The organism is Bradyrhizobium sp. UFLA05-112, from assembly GCF_053572325.1.
In genome coordinates this window covers 82,206-99,784 of the sequence record NZ_JBANBK010000016.1, presented here as the reverse complement: position 1 = coordinate 99,784, position 17,579 = coordinate 82,206, and the positions used below count along the sequence as shown (strand labels likewise).

16 protein-coding genes are annotated in these 17,579 nt (G+C 64.1%); 7 read left to right on the top strand and 9 right to left on the bottom strand.

The genetic code is table 11. From position 1 onward, the window contains the following. Window positions 1-25: 25 nt before the first annotated feature. The 3 genes from SO180_RS12355 (at window position 26) to SO180_RS12345 (ending at window position 2,630) form a co-directional block, all read left to right on the top strand. Window positions 26-727: a fumarylacetoacetate hydrolase family protein gene (locus SO180_RS12355; RefSeq protein WP_449379094.1), complete on the top strand. Its 702-nt coding sequence runs from the start codon at window positions 26-28 to the stop codon at window positions 725-727. A gap of 249 nt (window positions 728-976) precedes the next feature. Continuing rightward, window positions 977-1,789, top strand: coding sequence for an amino acid kinase family protein (locus SO180_RS12350; RefSeq protein ID WP_449379093.1), 813 nt, complete (start codon window positions 977-979; stop codon window positions 1,787-1,789). 13 nt (window positions 1,790-1,802) lie between these two features. Beyond that, a complete protein-coding gene (locus SO180_RS12345) occupies window positions 1,803-2,630 on the top strand; it encodes an amino acid kinase family protein (protein WP_449379092.1) in 828 nt (275 codons plus the stop codon). Between the two features lie 99 nt (window positions 2,631-2,729). Here the strand turns inward: SO180_RS12345 and SO180_RS12340 are convergent, their stop codons facing one another. The 4 genes from SO180_RS12340 to SO180_RS12325 all read right to left on the bottom strand — a co-directional run bounded on the left by SO180_RS12340 (window position 2,730) and on the right by SO180_RS12325 (window position 6,184). Then, entirely contained in the window at window positions 2,730-3,659 is a 930-nt protein-coding gene (locus SO180_RS12340; RefSeq protein WP_449379091.1) for an aspartyl/asparaginyl beta-hydroxylase domain-containing protein, read from the bottom strand. Between the two features lie 120 nt (window positions 3,660-3,779). Then, entirely contained in the window at window positions 3,780-3,935 is a 156-nt protein-coding gene (locus tag SO180_RS12335; protein WP_449379090.1) for a hypothetical protein, read from the bottom strand. 140 nt (window positions 3,936-4,075) lie between these two features. Then, complete coding sequence (locus SO180_RS12330; protein ID WP_449379089.1) at window positions 4,076-5,125, bottom strand: alpha/beta fold hydrolase; 1,050 nt, start codon at window positions 5,123-5,125, stop codon at window positions 4,076-4,078. Window positions 5,126-5,260: 135 nt separating this feature from the next. Beyond that, window positions 5,261-6,184 carry a LysR family transcriptional regulator gene (locus tag SO180_RS12325; protein ID WP_449379088.1) on the bottom strand — a complete coding sequence of 308 codons (924 nt, stop codon included), beginning with the start codon at window positions 6,182-6,184 and terminating at the stop codon, window positions 5,261-5,263. A 213-nt stretch (window positions 6,185-6,397) separates the two neighbouring features. Here SO180_RS12325 and SO180_RS12320 point away from each other — a divergent pair, with 213 nt between their 5' ends. From SO180_RS12320 to SO180_RS12310, 3 genes are all read left to right on the top strand, one after another. After that, complete coding sequence (locus SO180_RS12320) at window positions 6,398-7,108, top strand: SDR family NAD(P)-dependent oxidoreductase (RefSeq protein WP_449379087.1); 711 nt, start codon at window positions 6,398-6,400, stop codon at window positions 7,106-7,108. A 19-nt stretch (window positions 7,109-7,127) separates the two neighbouring features. Further along, window positions 7,128-7,304 (top strand): tautomerase family protein, encoded by a 177-nt coding sequence (locus tag SO180_RS12315; protein ID WP_449379114.1) that lies wholly within the window; start codon window positions 7,128-7,130, stop codon window positions 7,302-7,304. 92 nt (window positions 7,305-7,396) lie between these two features. Further along, window positions 7,397-8,626, top strand: a complete 1,230-nt coding sequence (locus SO180_RS12310) for a YbfB/YjiJ family MFS transporter (protein WP_449379086.1) — start codon at window positions 7,397-7,399, stop codon at window positions 8,624-8,626. Window positions 8,627-8,644: 18 nt separating this feature from the next. On the opposite strand, the gene SO180_RS12305 is transcribed toward SO180_RS12310, so the two are convergent. The 5 genes from SO180_RS12305 to SO180_RS12285 all read right to left on the bottom strand — a co-directional run bounded on the left by SO180_RS12305 (window position 8,645) and on the right by SO180_RS12285 (window position 15,528). Then, the gene (locus tag SO180_RS12305) at window positions 8,645-10,105 is read right to left on the bottom strand and encodes a flavin-containing monooxygenase (protein ID WP_449379085.1); all 1,461 of its coding nucleotides are present in this window, start codon (window positions 10,103-10,105) and stop codon (window positions 8,645-8,647) included. A gap of 161 nt (window positions 10,106-10,266) precedes the next feature. After that, the gene (ahcY, locus tag SO180_RS12300) at window positions 10,267-11,688 is read right to left on the bottom strand and encodes an adenosylhomocysteinase (RefSeq protein WP_449379084.1); all 1,422 of its coding nucleotides are present in this window, start codon (window positions 11,686-11,688) and stop codon (window positions 10,267-10,269) included. Between the two features lie 123 nt (window positions 11,689-11,811). After that, complete coding sequence (gene metK / locus SO180_RS12295; protein WP_449379083.1) at window positions 11,812-13,008, bottom strand: methionine adenosyltransferase; 1,197 nt, start codon at window positions 13,006-13,008, stop codon at window positions 11,812-11,814. A gap of 60 nt (window positions 13,009-13,068) precedes the next feature. Further along, window positions 13,069-14,424 carry a hypothetical protein gene (locus tag SO180_RS12290; protein ID WP_449379082.1) on the bottom strand — a complete coding sequence of 452 codons (1,356 nt, stop codon included), beginning with the start codon at window positions 14,422-14,424 and terminating at the stop codon, window positions 13,069-13,071. Window positions 14,425-14,532: 108 nt separating this feature from the next. Further along, window positions 14,533-15,528, bottom strand: coding sequence for an ABC transporter substrate-binding protein (locus SO180_RS12285; RefSeq protein ID WP_449379081.1), 996 nt, complete (start codon window positions 15,526-15,528; stop codon window positions 14,533-14,535). 196 nt (window positions 15,529-15,724) lie between these two features. Here SO180_RS12285 and SO180_RS12280 point away from each other — a divergent pair, with 196 nt between their 5' ends. Next, window positions 15,725-17,434, top strand: a complete 1,710-nt coding sequence (locus SO180_RS12280) for a caspase family protein (protein WP_449379080.1) — start codon at window positions 15,725-15,727, stop codon at window positions 17,432-17,434. Window positions 17,435-17,579 lie beyond the last annotated feature (145 nt).

Below are 17,579 nucleotides of genomic sequence, written 5' to 3'. Positions count from 1 at the left end.
CACCCAAGAGCAGCGAGATCGCTTCATGAACGCCGCCTCCTACGTCATCCCGCTTCCGCCTCAGGCTTCGCTTCCCGTCGTCGGCGAGACCGGCCGTTATCCGGTGCGCCGGATCTGGTGTGTCGGCCGCAACTATCTCGAGCACATCCGCGAAATGGGCAATGACGAGCGCGCCCCGCCGTTCTTCTTCGCCAAGCACGCCGACATGCTGGTGCCCGATGGCGCCACCATCCCCTATCCGCCCCTCACCAAGGACCTGCATCACGAGGTCGAGCTGGTCGTCGCGATGAAGAGCGGCGGCCTCAATATTCCCGCTGAGAAGGCGCTCGACCATGTCTACGGCTATGCCGTCGGCATCGACCTGACCCGCCGCGACCTCCAGATCGCCTCGCGCAAGAAGGAGCGGCCCTGGGAGATCGGCAAGTCGTTCGACGGTTCGGCGCCCTGCTCCGCGGTGCAGCCGGCCTCGAAGATCGGTCATCCGTCGAAGGGCAAGATCTGGCTCACCGTCAACGGCAAGGAAGCCCAGAAAGGCGACCTCACTGAGTTGATCTGGAACGTGCCGGAGATCATCTGGCAGCTCTCGCAGCAGGTGAAGCTCGCTGCCGGCGACATCATCCTGACCGGCACGCCCGCCGGCGTGTCGCAGCTCCAGCCCGGCGACGAGCTCGAATGCGGCGTCGACGGCGTCGGCACGCTGAAGGTCTCGATCGGCCAGCCGGAGTGAAACTCGCACAGCGTCAAGCTCGGAGCGCAGGGCGGATTAGCGAAGCATAATCCGCCACCACGGGCGCGTGGCAACTGAGCACGTCGATTGTTGCTCAAGTCGAAAGGTGGATTACGCTTCGCTAATCCACCTACGCACTGGGAATCAGGACCCCGGAGTGCATTCCGGGGCTTTTCTATATTAGACTGATCCCGGGGCTCGGCCGGCGGGCCAGCATCGCGAATGCACTGAAACGAGAGGATGTCTCGGATGCCGAACACGACCACGGAGCTTGAAGCACTCCTGATGCAGCGCTCACTCACCGATCCCGAGCTCGTGGCGGCGTCGGAAGCAGCTCCGGACTTCCGGATCCTGCCGGATGCCACGGTGATCAAGATCGGCGGGCAGAGCGTCATCGATCGCGGCCGCGCCGCGGTCTATCCGCTGGTCGAGGAGATCATCGCTGCGCGCAAGGTCCACAAGCTCCTGATCGGGACCGGCGCAGGCACCCGCGCGCGGCATCTCTATTCGATCGCGGCGGGGCTTCGCCTGCCGGCTGGCGTGCTTTCGCAGCTCGGCGCCTCCGTTGCCGATCAGAACGCCGCGATGCTCGGGCAACTCCTCGCCAAGCACGGCATCTCCGCGGTCAGCAGCGCCGGGCTCTCGTCCGTGCCGCTGTTCCTCGCCGAGGTGAACGCCGTCATCTTCAGCGGCATGCCGCCCTATAGCCTGTGGATGCGTCCCGCGGCCGAGGGCGTGATTCCGCCCTACCGCACCGACGCCGGCTGCTTCCTCGTGGCCGAGCAGTTCGGCTGCAAGGCGATGATCTATGTGAAGGACGAGAACGGCCTCTACACCGCGAATCCCAAGACCTCAGAGAGCGCCACCTTCATCCCAAAAATCTCGGTGGCTGAAATGAAGGCCAAGGGCTTGCAGGACTCGATCCTGGAATTCCCGGTGCTCGATCTCCTCGCCTCAGCGCGCCATGTCCGCGAGGTGCAGATCGTCAATGGCCTCGTTCCCGGCAATCTGACCCGCGCGCTCGCGGGCGGGCATGTCGGCACCATCATCACTGCGAGCTGAAGAGATTAGCGCCATGACTGTCACCAACCAGATCAAGCACGTCGCCTCGCCGCTCGCACGCCAGACCCTTCTCGACGGCGATCTCACGCGCCCGGTTGCAGGTAGCCGCCCGATCAAGCTTCTGCCCTGGGTGCAGGTCGTCAAGATCGGTGGCCGCCTCATGGATCGCGGTCATGAAGCGATTCTCCCGCTCGTCGACGAGCTGCGCTCGCTGCTATCGGAGCATCGCCTGCTCATCCTGACCGGCGCCGGCGTCCGCGCCCGCCATCTCTACAGCGTCGGCCTCGACCTCGGGCTCCCCGTCGGGTCGCTCGCGCCGCTCGCCGCGAGCGAGGCCGGCCAGAACGGCCATATCCTTGCGAGCCTGCTCGCGCCGGAAGGCGTCTCCTATGTCGAGCACCCCACCATCGCGAGCCAGCTCGCCATTCATCTCTCGGCCGCCCGCGCGGTCGTGGGCAGCGCGTTTCCGCCGTACCACCATCACGAATTCCCGACCTCGCGCATCCCGCTGCATCGGGCCGACACCGGCGCGTTCCTGCTCGCCGACGCACTCGGCGCCGCGGGGCTGACGATCGTCGAGGACGTCGATGGCGTCTATACCGTCGATCCCAATGGCGCCGACGGCAAGAAGGCGGAGCTGCTACGCGAGACCAACGTTGCCGAGCTCGGCAAGCTGAAGGGCACGCTGCCGTTCGATCCCGCGCTGCTCGAAGTGATGGCGAACGCGCGGCATATCGCGCGCGTGCAGGTCGTGAATGGTCTCGTTCCGGGCCGGCTCACGGCGGCGCTGCGCGGCCAGCACGTGGGGACGATCGTTCAGACCGGCGCCCGCCCGGCGTAGCGTCACCGCCAAGTCCACGAAAACAAAGCCCCGGAGCACGCTCCGGGGCTTCTTGCAATCAGTGGATTACGCTGCGCTAATCCACCCTACGCGCTTCGATCACTTCAACGCCGACATCACGATGAGACCGAGGATCAACGCCGTCAGCGAATATTTCAGCGTGTAGTAGACGTTGCGGTTCCATTCCTTGACCTTGCGGCTCGCAAGGTGGATCTCGTAGAGCTTGCCGAACACCTTGTTGAGCACGCCGACGCTCTCGCCATCGACGTTCTGGGTCGCCGACGCCTTGACGATGTGATGGCTAACCCAGCGATTCATCGCGGTCATGAAGCCAAACTTCATCGGGCGCTCGACGTCGCAGAACAGGATGATGCGGTTGACGTCGGTCGCGTTCTCGGCGCTGTGGATGAAGGTCTCGTCGAACATGAAGGCTTCGCCGTCGCGCCAGACGCATTCGACGCCGTCGACGAGAATCCGGCACTTGTTCGAGTTCGGCGTCACGAGGCCGAGGTGATAGCGCAGCGATCCGGCGAAGGGATCGCGGTGCGCGCCGAGCTTGCCGCCGGGCGGCAGCATCGCGAACATCGCGCCATGCACCGATGGAATCGAGTTCAGAAGCTCCACCGTCTTCGGGCACAGCGTGCGCGCCGAGGGCAGGAAGTCATCGTACCATTTCAGGTAAAAGCGCTTCCAGCCGCTCTTGAAGAACGAATAGAAACCCCAGTCGTTGTTCTTGGCGGCGGCGCGGATGAAGCCCTCATCGAACAGGCGCACCGCCTCGTCGCGGATCGTCTCCCAATTCTCGCTGAGCGGCTTCAGCTCGGGAAACTGCTCGACCGAGATCACCGGCTTGTTCGGTACCGCCGAGCCGGCATACATCAGCACGTTGTAGGGTGCGAGATAGGTCGAATGATCGCCAAGCTGGCGCGCAAAGCGGAGCCGCTGCTTGCCCCGGAAGTGGACGTAAATCGTTGATGCCGCAAGCACATAGAGGATGACGAGTTGCGGCGCAAAGAGCTGTTTCAGCATTTCCCCGATCCCAAGTGACCCAGCCGCGTCTCGTGTAGCCCGGCCCGCCGTCAGCGGCAAGGCGCCGCAGGCGGGTTCCGCCGTTCTCGACACAGACAGTTGAGACGGCTGGGACTGCGATCAGGCCCGCGCGAACGCCTGAAGCCCCTTGAAAGTGAGGCGCTTGGGGTCCCTGACGCCTTCGAGATAGAACCGGCGGATGAAGGTGGCGACGGCGTCGCGGTCACAATCGGTCAGCGCGACAACGGCGTCGACCGCGATCTTCTGGGCTTCCATTGGGCTACCCTTAGTTAGCGAGCACCCCGGCCGAGAGAGCCTAGGAGGCGCCGGTTAATCCGGCGTTAACCGTTTGGGCAGCATGGCCGATTCATCTCCGGCCTCGAATACGCAAAACAACGCATGGCGCGGTCGGCCCGTCAGCTCGCGGCGATATCGACGACCGCCTGGGCAAAGGCCTGCGGCGCTTCCTGCGGCAGGTTGTGCCCGATGCCGCCGGTGATCGTCCGGTGCTCGTATCTGCCGGAAAACATCTTCGCGTAGGCGGAGGGCTCCGGGTGCGGTGCCCCATTGGCATCGCCCTCCATGGTAATGGTCGGCACGGTGATCACCGGCAGGCCCGCCAGCCGTTGCTCGACCTCGGCATATTTTGCTTCGCCGTCGGCCAGCCCGAGCCGCCAGCGATAATTATGGATCGCGATGTCGACATGATCGGGATTGTCGAGCGAGGCCGCGCTGCGGTCGTAGGTGGCGTCGTCGAAATGCCATTCGGGCGAGGCGAGCTTCCAGATCAGCTTGGCGAAATCATGCGTGTTCTTCGCGTAGCCTTCGCGGCCGCGCTCGGTGGCGAAATAGAACTGATACCACCATTGCAGCTCGGCAGCCGGCGGCAGCGGCATCTTGCCCGCCGCCTGGCTGGAAATCAGATAGCCACTGACTGAGACCATCGCCTTGACGCGCTCCGGCCAGAGCGCCGCAATGATGTTGGCGGTCCGCCCGCCCCAATCGTAGCCGGCGAGCGTCGCCTGCTTGATGTTGAGCGCGTCCATCAGCGCGACGAGGTCGACGGCGAGCGCCCCGGGCTCGCCGTTGCGCATCGTCTCGCCCGACAGGAAGCGCGTCGTGCCATAGCCGCGCAGATGCGGCACGATGACGCGAAGACCGGCCTCCGCCAGCGCAGGCGCGACATCGACGAAACTGTGGATGTCATAGGGCCAGCCATGCAGCAGGATCACCACGGAACCGTCGGCCGGACCGGCCTCGGCGTATCCCACGTTGAGGACGCCGGCATCGATCTGCTTGATCGCGGCAAAGGACGTGTTCGTACCCGGCTTGATCGCGGGCAAGGTCGAGGGGCTCGCCTTGCCGGACTGCGCGGCGGCAGCGCTGCCGAGAACGAATGGTGCGGCGACACCGATCGCGGCAGTGGTCAGGAAACGACGACGCTCTCTGTTTATCTCTTTTGACATCTTCATCTCCCGCATTTGGAAAGGTGCGCAATGCAGCCGAGGCGCCGCTGAATCGCGACGGATGTACGCGCGATCAAGGCGCGCCAAATGGCCGGTCTGCGATAAACACTCTTCGCGCGGCGAACGAGTCACAATTCAGCGAGTGTCGATGGCTTTCTTGAGAACCGCGAACTGCTTCTTCAACCGCGGCACGGCAAAATCCGTGAAGGCCCGCACCTTCGGGACCGAGAGCCGGCCCTGCGGCGAAATCAGGTGCACGGGCATTTCGGGATCCTCGTCGCCGGCAAGCACGATGACGAGCTCGCCGCGATGCACCTGTTCGGCGACTTGATAGGAATACATCCGCGCGACGCCGCGCCCGGCGACGGCGGAAGCGACCGCTGCATAGGTGCTGTTGATCACGAGCCGCGGCGTGAACTGAACGGTTCGCGGCACCACGGAGCCGGGCTCCGGCGCAAACGTCCAGGAATTCGGCAGGTGAGCCATGGCGACGATCTGATGCTTGGCGAGATCGCCGGGCTCGCTGATTCGTGGATGCTGGTTGAGATATCGCGGAGCAGCCACGACGACACGGCGCACGTCGCCGAGCTTCATCGCGACCATCGCGGAGTCCGAGAGAGGACCGATGCGGAGCGCCACGTCGATGCCCTCCTCGATCAAGTTGACCGCCCGGTCGAACAGCAACAGTTTTGCCGACACCGTCGGGTAGGCATCCAGGAACGTGTCGAGGATTGGCCGTAGCACCATCTCGCCGGAGACCACAGGCGCAGTGATCGCAAGCGTGCCGCGCGGCGCGGCACGCGGCCCCGCCGCGATATCGTCGGCCTCCTCCAGCTCGGTCAGCACGCGGCGGCAGATCTCGACATAACGCTCGCCCTCCTCGCTGAGCTTGATCGACCGCGTCGTGCGGTGCAGGAGCTCGATGCCGACCCGCTCTTCCAGGAAGGCGACGGCGCGGCTCACCGCGGCCGGCGACCGGCCGAGTTTGCGGCCAGCAGCAGCAAGGCTGCCCTCCTCCACCGTAAGGACGAACACCTTCATCGCGTCGAGACGATCCATGCGCCTTCCGTTGCCCCAGCAAGGTCCGGCCGCAAGCTAGGCGCTCACGCGCGGCACGACAACCGCCGCAAGGGCTGATCCGCCATTCGATCGCGCCGCGAAAGAGTGTCTGCCGGACAGCGCGTATTCGCGCAGACCTCACCGCAGCGTACGTATGACGGCGAGCCAGTCCAGCCGATTGGCACCCGTTCACCCCAACAATAGGAGCCTATCATGGGTATCGAGCAGAAAGTCGCCATCATCACCGGTGCATCACAGGGCATCGGCGCCGCCCTCGTCCAAGCCTACCGCGACCGCAATTATCGGGTCGTCGCAACGGCCCGTAGCATCAAGCCGTCGAGCGATGACGAAGTCCTCGCCGTTCCCGGCGACATTGCCGACTGGACCACCGCCGAGCGCGTGGTCTCGCAGGCTGTCGCCCGCTTCGGCCGCGTCGACACGCTGGTGAACAATGCCGGCATCTTCGTCGCAAAGCCGTTCACGCAGTACACGGCCGAGGACTATGCGGCGGTGATGGGCATCAACGTCGCGGGCTTCTTCCGCATCACGCAGCTTGCCATCGCCGAGATGGAAAAGCAGGGCTCGGGTCACGTCGTCCAGATCACGACCACCCTCGTCGATCAGGCCAACTCGAACGTACCATCGGTGCTGGCTTCGCTAAGCAAGGGTGGGCTCGCGGCCGCGACGAAGTCGCTGGCGATCGAATACGCCAAGCGTGGCATTCGCGTGAACGCGGTTTCGCCCGGCATCATCAAGACGCCGATGCATCCCGCCGAGACGCATGCCCAGCTCGGCGCGATGCACCCGCTCGGCCACATGGGCGAGACGTCCGACATCGTCAATGCTGTGCTCTATCTCGAGCAAGCCGGCTTCGTGACCGGCGAGATCCTGCATGTCGACGGCGGCCAGAGCGCCGGCCATTGATCCGACAGGAGAGTTCACCGTGCCCATCGTCACAATTCAAGTGACCCGCGAAGGAACGACGGCCGGCGCGACGTCGCTCACCGCGGAGGAGAAAGCCGCGCTGCTCAAGGGCTCGAGCCAGTTGCTGCTCGATGTCCTCGGCAAGCCGCTGGATTCGACCCTTGTCGTGATCGAAGAGGTCGACACCGACAATTAAGGTTGGGGCGGCGTGCCCGTCCTCGAATTCCGACGCCGCCGCGCGAGGCAACCAGGCTGATCCGTGCGCGATGAAGCGCGCAGGAGGATGACATGACCGAACTGAATGCAGATGCCCGCAAGCCCCACGCCAACGTCCGGCCGCATGAGCGGCCGGGGGCGACCTGGCGGTTTGCGATGGCGGGCTTGTGTGCTTCGCTGGTTGGATTAGGTCTCGCTCGCTTTGCCTACACGCCGCTGATTCCAGCCCTGATCGCGGGCAAATGGTTCAGCGCTTCCGACGCTGTCTATCTTGGCGCTGCGAACCTCGCCGGCTATCTCGCCGGCGCGCTGATCGCGCGGCCCGCTGCCGCGCGCGTTGGCGCTGTCCGCGCGCTGCGCATCATGATGCTGCTCGCCACGCTGTCCTGCTTTGCCTGCGCGGTGCCGGTATCCTTCACCTGGTTCTTCGCCTGGCGTTTCCTGGCGGGCTTCACCGGCGGCATCATCATGGTGCTGGCAGCCTCGGTCGTGCTGCCGCACACCGCGCCCGCCAAGCGCGGCATCGTTGGCGGCGTGATTTTCGCAGGTGTCGGCCTCGGCGTCGCCGCCTCGGGGACGCTGGTGCCGCTGTTGCTGCAACAGGGTTTGCGGCAGAGCTGGTATGGGCTCGGGATTCTCTCCGGACTGTTGACCCTTCTCAGCTGGTGGAACTGGCCTGCGGACGGGCCGGCCGAAGCTGCGTCTTCAGCTTATCATGCCAAGCATGGTCGCACCCCGCTCGCCGCCCGCGCCCTGTTGGTCCAGTATGGCCTCAACGCCGTGGCACTCGTGCCGCACATGGTCTTCATCGTCGATTTCGTGGCGCGCGGCCTTGGCCAGGGTATCGCGGCGGGATCGCGCTACTGGGTGCTCTATGGTCTCGGCGCGATCATGGGGCCGCTGATCACGGGCCATCTCGGCGACCGGAGCGGATTCGGTCCCTCTTTGCGCGCAGCTTTCCTGATCGAGGCCGCCGCAGTCCTGCTTCCGACAGTCAGCACCGCACCGGTCTCCCTGATCGTGTCGAGCGTGGTCGTCGGCGCCTTCACGCCCGGCATCGTTCCGCTTGTGCTCGGGCGCATCCATGAGCTCATCCCGCACAGCTCCGAGCAGCAGCGTGCCACATGGAGCCACGCGACCACCAGCTTTGCGCTATTCCAGGCGGCCGCGGCCTATGGCTTCTCCTGGTTGTATGTGCAGACCGGCGGTGACTATCTGGTCCTGTTCGGTCTCGGCGGAGGCGCCGTGATACTGGCGCTGGCGATCGATCTCGGCCTTGCGCTGACTCTGCGCAAGCAATGAGCGCGAGGTCGGCTGCACTCACGAATACTGCATCACGCCGTCGTCGACCTTGCCGAAGCGGAGCGAGACGATGTCGATTGCATAGTTCTGATACAGTCGCCACGGTCGCTTCGAGCCCTGCTTCGGCAGCTTTGCAATCGAGCGCTGCACATAGCCCGAGGTGAAATCGAGCGAAGGCTGGGCGGCGACCGTCGCATCGTCATTGTGCGGCACGCATTGGCGGAAATTGTGCCGGTCCATGTAGTTGACGATCCGGCAGACATATTCGCAGGTGAGATCGCATTTCAGCGTCCACGACGCGTTGGTGTAGCCGAAGGCCGAGGCGAGATTGGGCACGTCCGCGTACATCATGCCCTTGTAGGTCAGCGTCTTGGCGAAATCGATCACCCGCCCGTCGACGCTGATCTCGAGTCCGCCGACGATCTGAAGCACGAGCCCGGTCGCAGTGACGATGATATCGGCGGCGAGTTCGCTGCCATCCTTGAGGCGAATTCCGTCTTTCGTGAAGGTGTCGATCTCGTTGGTAACGACGCAGGCACGCTTCTCGCGGATCGCCATGAAGAGGTCGCCATCGGGCACCAGGCACAGCCGCTGATCCCAGGGATTGTAGCGCGGCGTGAAATGCGTCGCGACGTCGTAGTCCGGTCCAAGCGCCATCTGGACGCCCTTCAGGATCAAGTCCTTCACCTTGGCGGGCCGACGCCGGCTGAGCTGGAAGAAGAACATGCCCCACATCACGTTGCGCCAGCGGATCAAATGATAGGCGAGCGTCGCCGGCAGGTTGCGGCGCAGCTTGTTGGCGAGCGGATCCTGCGCAGGACGCGACACGACATAGGTCGGCGAACGCTGGAGCATGACGACCTCTGAGGCTTTCTTCGCAAGCTCCGGCACCAGCGTCACGGCAGTGGCGCCCGATCCGATTACCACGACGCGCTTATCGGCGTAGTCGATGTCCTCGGTCCACTTCTGCGGATGCACGATGCGGCCTTTGAAATCCGCAGTGCCCTTGAATTCCGGCGTGTAGCCTTCTTCGTATTTATAGTAGCCGGAGCACATGAACAGGAAATTGCAGGTGAAGCGTACGATCTCGGATGCACCTTCGCCCGTCGGACGCTCGGCTTCGACGGTCCAGCGCGCATCCGGCGTCGACCACGACGCGCGCTTGACGCGATGGCGGAAGCGGATCTTCCTGTCGATACCGTTCTCGGATGCCGTCTCGCGCACGTAGTTGAGAATTTGCGGCCCGTCGGCAATCGCCTTCGGATCGGTCCACGGCTTGAAGGAATAGCCGAGCGTGAACATGTCGCTGTCTGATCGGACGCCGGGATAGCGGAACAGATCCCAGGTACCGCCGATGCAATCGCGCCCTTCGAGGATGACGTAGCTCTTGCCCGGGCATTTCGTCTTGAGATGATAGCCCGCGCCGATGCCGGACAGGCCGGCGCCGACGATGAGGACGTCGAAGTGTTCTTGTTGCATGGTTTCCTCCGCCGCCCAAGATTGTCCGGCCATCATTGCCGCTCGTCAATCGCTAATCGGCGTCCGATGCAACCGGGAGGAGAATCCCGTAGTTTCCGGCCTGCAAAACAAAAAGCCCCGGATTGCTCCGGGGCTTCTGCATGTTGCGAGGCGATCGGACCTCAGTAGCGGTAGTGATCCGACTTGTACGGGCCTTCCTGCTTGACGCCGATGTAGTCGGCCTGGTCCTTGCGCAGCTCGGTCAGCTTGACGCCGATCTTCGCGAGGTGCAGACGCGCGACCTTCTCGTCGAGCGTCTTCGGCAGCACGTAGACCTTCTTCTCGTACTTGCCGTCCTTGTTGTTGGCGAACAGCTCGATCTGCGCCAGCGTCTGGTTGGTGAAGGACGCGGACATCACGAAGCTCGGATGGCCCATGGCGTTGCCGAGGTTCACGAGGCGGCCTTCCGACAGCATGATGATGCGGTGCTTGTCGGGGAATTCGATCTCGTCGACCTGAGGCTTGATGTTGGTCCACTTCAGATTGCGCAGAGCCGCGATCTGGATCTCGTTGTCGAAGTGACCGATGTTGCAGACGATGGCGCGATCCTTCATCGCGCGCATGTGCTCGATGGTGATGATGTCCTTGTTGCCGGTCGCAGTGACGAAGATGTCGGCGCGGGGCGCGGCGTCTTCCATGGTCACGACCTCGTAGCCTTCCATCGCTGCCTGGAGCGCGCAGATCGGATCGACTTCCGACACCATCACGCGGCAGCCGGCCTGGCGCAGCGAGGCGGCCGAGCCCTTGCCGACGTCGCCGAAGCCCGCGACCATCGCCACCTTGCCCGACAGCATCACGTCGGTGCCGCGGCGGATGCCGTCGACGAGCGATTCACGGCAGCCATAGAGGTTATCGAACTTCGACTTGGTGACGCTGTCGTTGACGTTGATGGCGGGGAAGAGCAGCGTGCCCTTGTTGGCCATCTCGTAGAGGCGATGCACGCCCGTGGTGGTCTCTTCCGAGACGCCCTTGATGTTCTTGGCGATCTCGCCGAACCAGCCCTTGGGCTTCTCCTGCAACAGGCGCTTGATCAGCGCATAGAAGATTTCCTCTTCCTCGGAAGCAGGTTTGTCGAGGAAAGCGGTGTCGCCGTTCTCGGCGCGGACGCCGGCGTGCACCAGCATGGTCGCGTCGCCGCCGTCATCGAGGATCATGTTCGGCGTGCCGCCGCCGTGCCAGTCGAACAGCTTTGCGGTGTAGTCCCAGTATTCGGTCAGCGTCTCGCCCTTCACGGCGAAGACGGGAATGCCAGCCGCGGCGATCGCGGCGGCGGCGTGATCCTGCGTCGAATAGATGTTGCAGGAGACCCAGCGGATGTCGGCACCGAGCGCGGCGAGCGTCTCGATCAGCACCGCAGTCTGGATCGTCATGTGCAGCGAGCCGGCGATGCGCGCGCCCTTCAGCGGCTGCTTCGGACCGAACTCCTCACGGGTGGCCATCAGGCCGGGCATCTCGGTCTCTGCGAGCGAGATCTCCTTGCGGCCGAAATCGGCCAGCGAAATGTCCTTGACGATGTAATCGGTGAAGCCAGGCTTCGCGTTCATGTCGAGCTTCCTGTTGTTTGAAAAACTCATTCCGGGGCGCTCGTGAAACGAGCGAACCCGGAATCCAGAGGTTCGAGATCCCGGGTTCACCGCTATCGTGGCGTCCCGGAATGACGGAATTGATCAGACTGCGCGCTTGAGCGGTTCGACGAGGTCGGTCTTCTCCCAGGAGAAGCCGCCTTCGTTGTCGGGCGTGCGCCCGAAATGGCCGTAGGCCGAAGTGCGCGCGTAGATCGGGCGATTGAGGTCGAGATGAGTGCGGATGCCGCGCGGGGTGAGATCCATTGCCTGCGCCGCCGCCTTCTCGAGCTGATCCTCCGGCACCTTACCGGTGCCGTGGGTGTCAATGTAGATCGACAGCGGGCGCGCCACGCCGATGGCATAAGCAAGCTGGAGCGTGCAGCGGTCGGCGAGACCGGCCGCGACGATGTTCTTGGCGACGTAGCGCGCGGCATACGCGGCCGAGCGATCGACCTTGGTCGGATCCTTGCCGGAGAACGCGCCGCCGCCATGCGGGGCCGCGCCGCCATAGGTGTCGACAATGATCTTGCGGCCGGTCAGGCCGGAGTCGCCATCGGGACCGCCGATGTAGAACTTGCCGGTCGGATTGATGTGCCAGATGGTCTTGCCGTTGATCCAATCCTTCGGCAGCGCCTCGCGCACATAGGGCTCGACGATGTCGCGGACCTGGTTCGAGGTGAGATCCTCGACCAGGTGCTGGTGCGAGACCACGATCTCGCGCACGCCGACCGGCTTGCCGTTCTCGTACTGCACGGTGACCTGGCTCTTGGAGTCTGGACCCAGGACCTTCTCGCGGCCGGAATGGCGCGCTTCGGAGATCAGCCGCAGGATCTTGTGGGCGTAGAAGATCGGCGCCGGCATCAGGTCGGGCGTCTCGTTGGTGGCGTAGCCGAACATGATGCCCTGGTCGCCCGCGCCCTCTTCCTTGACCTCGCCCGGCTGAAGCGCATCGACGCCCTGCGCAATGTCGGCCGACTGCGGATGCAGGAGGATCTCGATATCCGCGGTCTTCCAGTGAAAACCTTCCTGCTCGTAGCCGATGTCCTTGATCGCGCCGCGCACGACGCTCTCGATCTGCTCGTTGGTGACCGATGCGGGACCACGGGTCTCGCCCGCGATCACGACCTTGTTGGTGGTCGCGAGCGTTTCGCAGGCCGCGCGGATCTGCCACGGGTCAATGCCGGCTTTAGGTCCTTCGCGGTAGAACAGATCGACGATCTCATCGGAGATCCGGTCGCAGACCTTGTCCGGATGGCCTTCGGACACGGACTCGCTGGTGAAGAGATAGGACGCTCGCATCAGTAACCCCTTGTCCCGCCCCGTTGGGCAGTCGTTTGCAATGTTTACTTTTGGATGATGTCAATCACGCCGGCGCGAGATGACGTAGGATTCGTCGTAAAACCAGAGCCCGTTGTACTTCCGCAGCACGTCCCTGGCAGCATCCAGAGTACGGCCGTTTTGAGTCATTTCCGTCAATCGGTCGTCCTCAATCTGAGCGACATACACCGCCGCATTCCACGCTGCAAAGGCCGTCGAGGTTCCGATGGTACCCGTCACCTCGTTGGGCAGCGCTTCCATATCATACCTGAAGATCGAGCGGTTATCAGCATATGCATTAAAATTTAGATCGCGGCCCAACGATCCGAGCTCATACTTAACTGCGCGCAATAGCTCATGACGGCTCACCGCGAAAGGATTTTCTCCGGGCCAGATCGCCTGGATCATTTCCATGCCCGGATCGTGACCATGAGAGTGAATACCGATCAGGCGCCCCCCTGGCCGCAATGCCCGCGCCAGAGGCGCAATGATCCGCTTTGCGCGAAAATTAACCGAGGACAGGGCGCGGTATGGCTGGGATGCGATAACCAGGTCGAAATTGGCCTCGGTCTGGCCGGGACGCGGAATGGTCGAATCCAGCAGGAATCTGTGATCCTCGCGATAGAGCACGAGGACGACGGGCCGCTCATAGAGCGGCATGGCCGTGCGCGGGCTGATCGCGGCGCGCCAGTTCTGCTCCAGGAACGGCCTCAGCTCGGCGATCTGCTGCTCGAACTCGCCCGAGGAAGCGCCCAGCAGCGGAACCTCGTGCCAGACGGTCGCGGCGGCCGCGGCGGGCGAGGCCGGCGTCAACCAGGGCGCCTCCGAGTAGAACATGTTGGTAAAGACGAAAACCGACGCGGGATGCTCAAAAATGCGGTCCGGCACCTTCTCCAACGTCAGGCGCAGGTCCTCGAGACTAAGCTCCTTGCCGGCGACATAGAACGGCATGTGCGGAAAGCGCTGGTGGGTGGCGCGCAGCACCCGCGCCAGCACGGTGCCGTCACCGACGCCCGCGTCGAATATGCGCAGAGCCGGTGGGCGCGGATGGATGCTGGTGAGCTCGAGCGCCACGCGCTCGGCGATCACGCGTTTCTCGCTGCAGGTATGGACGAACAGCAGGTATTTCTGCCGGTTCTCGAAGAAGCGGAAATTACCGCGCGGATCGCGCTTCTCCGGCGGCACCTGAAGCCCTCGCGGCGGCGGCAGGCCTCCGGTCATCGATGCGGCCATATAGGCCTGGATCCGCTCCAGCGTATCGATGGTGATGCGCTTACCCTCGCGCAGGCGCTGCACCAGCTTCCCATCGTTCACCGCGCGCCGGCCAAACGTCGATTCCGCCATGTCCGCCTTGCGGCAGAACTCGGTGATCTGGCTGAGAATTTCGTCGTTCTTCATGAGTGGGACGGAGGTGGGCAGCGGGTTGGGATAAGCAGTTCCTACCACGGTCTGCCCAATGGGGGAAGCTTGGGCTTTGGATTGATGGCTAGTGCCCTGCCTGACGGTTCAGTCGATCATCTCGTCGGCATTCGACAGCAGCGCGGGCGGCAGGACGAGGCCGAGCGCTTTGGCCGTCTTCAGGTTGATCAGGAGCTCGAACTTGGTCGGCTGATAAATCGGGATGTCGCCGGGTCTGGCTCCCTTCAGGATTTGGTGCACGTCCTGGGCCATGCGCCTGAGCAATTCCGCGAGGTCGACCGTATAGGCCATCAGTCCGCCGGCATCGACGTAATCGCGGTACGGACACATCGTCGGCAAGCGGTATTTCAGGGCGAGTTCGGCAATCAGCTGCCGGTGAGCGTAGAGGTCGCCTTCGCCCGTGATCAAGACTGCGTCCGGCCGTTGCTCGGCCATATCAGTGAAGACACGCTCGATCTCCGTGGTCGTCCCGATGTTCGGGACCATCGAGACCAGTGAAATTCCCAACCGGCTGCTGACATCGCGCAAGGCCTGCCCAAATGAGCCTTCCCACCCGTCACGCATCCCGAGGAAGGCGACGCTCGCAGCCTGAGAGACGGCCTCCTTCAGCAACGCGAGGCGCTTCCCCCAGATCTCGATGCCTGCATCGAGCGTGATACCGGTCAGGTTGCCGCCGGGTCGGGCCAGGCTGGCGATCAGCCCCGCCTTCAGCGGATCCAGCATAAACGCCACAAGCGGTATCGTGCTGGTCGTGGCCTTGAAGGCGACCACGACCGGATTGGTCCCGGTGACGATCAAATCCGGATTGCGCGCCACGATATCCCGGGCGAAATCAGCATAGCGCTCGTGATGCCCCTCGGCGGAATAGCGCTCGACGATCAGATTTTGTCCTTCGACGTAACCCAGCCGACGGAGCTCTCCGAAAAACGCGCGCCACGCCGTCCCCCCGCCCGTTTCGGTCAGGAGGCCAACGGGGATGGCCGGATGGAAGATCGCAATCCGCGGTGGCGTCCCCCGCTGCGCCCGCGCGGGTTGGATCGCCGTGGCAAGCAAGAGACCCGCTGTGAAATCCCGCCGCCTCATTGCACAACGCCTCTGGACGTCTGAGCAATGCCCGGATCGTATCAGGTTACGACGGCGTGACGCAGAGGAAATAGCAGGAGCCGGCCTTGCCGCACTGGCCCAACTCGATCTTCGTGTTGGGTCATTGTTTCTGCCCTTGAACCATCGTTCCCGCCCCGGCAACAAACAAGGGACGCTCACCCCCGGATTCCGCCAAATGCGCCGTCTGCTTGTCGCGCTCTCTCTGCTTGTCTCAGCGTTCTGGAGCGCACCCGTCCTTGCGCAGTCGCGCAGCCAGCTCGGGCCGCTCTGCACCACCGACACCACGCCGGCCGACCAGCAGATCGATGCCTGCAACAAGATCATCGCGCTGAAGGTGTTCAAGGGCGGACAGCTCGCAACCGTCTATTTCTGGCGCGCAGTGGGCTGGAACAAGAAGGGCGACTACGCGAAGGTCATCGCGGATGCGACCGAAGCGATCCGCCTGGAGCCGAGCCAGGCGGTCCACAACCTGCGCGGCTCGGCCTATTTCGACAAAGGCGAGTACGACATCGCGATCGCCGATTTCGACGACGCGCTGAAGCTCGGGCCACCGAGCGGAATCATCTTCCACAACCGCGGCAACGCCTATCAAGGCAGGAAGGACTACGCCAAGGCGATTGCAGATTTCGACGCGGCGATAAAGGCCGACCCGAAATCGGCCTTCTCCTACCAGAACCGCGGCGCCTGCAAGGAAGCGCTCGGCGACCTCGACGCTGCGCTTGCCGACATCAACCAGGCCATCCGCATCGACCCGAGCCTGTCGCAGCCGCTGGTGCACCGAACCACGATCTGGCGCGCCAAGGGCGAGCTCGACCGCGCCATTGCCGACGGCAGCGAGGCGATCCGGCTCGCCAAGGACAAGCCACCTGTCAACATCATGACGCCGCCGAACAGCGTGCTGATCTCGGCCTACACGTTCCGCGGGCTCGCCTTTGAGGCCAAGGGCGATTACGCGCACGCCAGGGAGGACTACAAGGGCGCGCTCGGCGTCACCGCGTCGGACGCCGGCAGCAAGTCCAACCAGGCGACCGCCAAGGTGCGGCTGTCGCTGCTATCAGATGCAACCGTGCCGGTGCCGCGCGATGCGCCAACCTCGACGGCGCAGCAGACGGCAGCCCCCGCGCAGCAAGCAAGCACGGCATCCTCGCCCGCTCCGGCAGGCCGCGGCAAGCGCATGGCGCTGATCATCGGCAACGGCGCCTATGCCCACGTCAAGGCGCTGCCCAATCCGCCCAACGATGCGCGCGCGGTCGCAAAGAGCCTGCGCGACATCGGCTTCACGGTGTCGGAGGGCATCGACCTCGACCGCGCCGCGATGCAGAAGATGACGCGCGACTTCCTGCGCGATGCGGCGCGGGCGCAGGTCGCGGTGGTCTACTACGCCGGCCACGGCGTGCAGATCGACGGCCGCAACTATCTCATCCCGATCGATGTGGAGCTGAAGGCAGGCGCCCACCTGACGGAGGCGATGATCGACATGGATACGATCATGGCCGGCCTCGACGATCAGGTCCGCACCAACCTCCTGATCTTCGATGCCTGCCGTAACAACCCGATGGCGCCGCAGATCGCGAGCGCAGGCGCCAATCGAGGCATCGAGGCCGCCTCAGGTCTCGCGGCTCCGACCAGTCTCGGCGCGGGCGCGACGCTGGGGGCCGGCACGCTGATCGCATTCGCCACCGCGCCCGGCCAGGTTGCGCTCGACGGCGAAGGCGCCAATTCACCATTCTCGTCGGCCCTTTCCCGCCATATCGGCACGCCTGGGCTCGAGGTGCAGCAGATGCTGACGCGCGTGCGCGCCGAGGTGGTCTCATCCACCAGGAACCAGCAGGTGCCGTGGTCGAACTCGTCGCTGCTGGGCGAGGTTTATCTGGCGGAGAAGTGAGGGCGCTGGCGCGCTGCCCAACAGGAGCGCGGCGCTGCTCGCATCACGCTCAAGTGTCATCGCCCGGCTCGACCGGGCGATCCAGTATTCCAGAGACAGTGCAAGGTACGGAAAAGCCGCGGCGTACTGGATTCCCCGCCTTCGC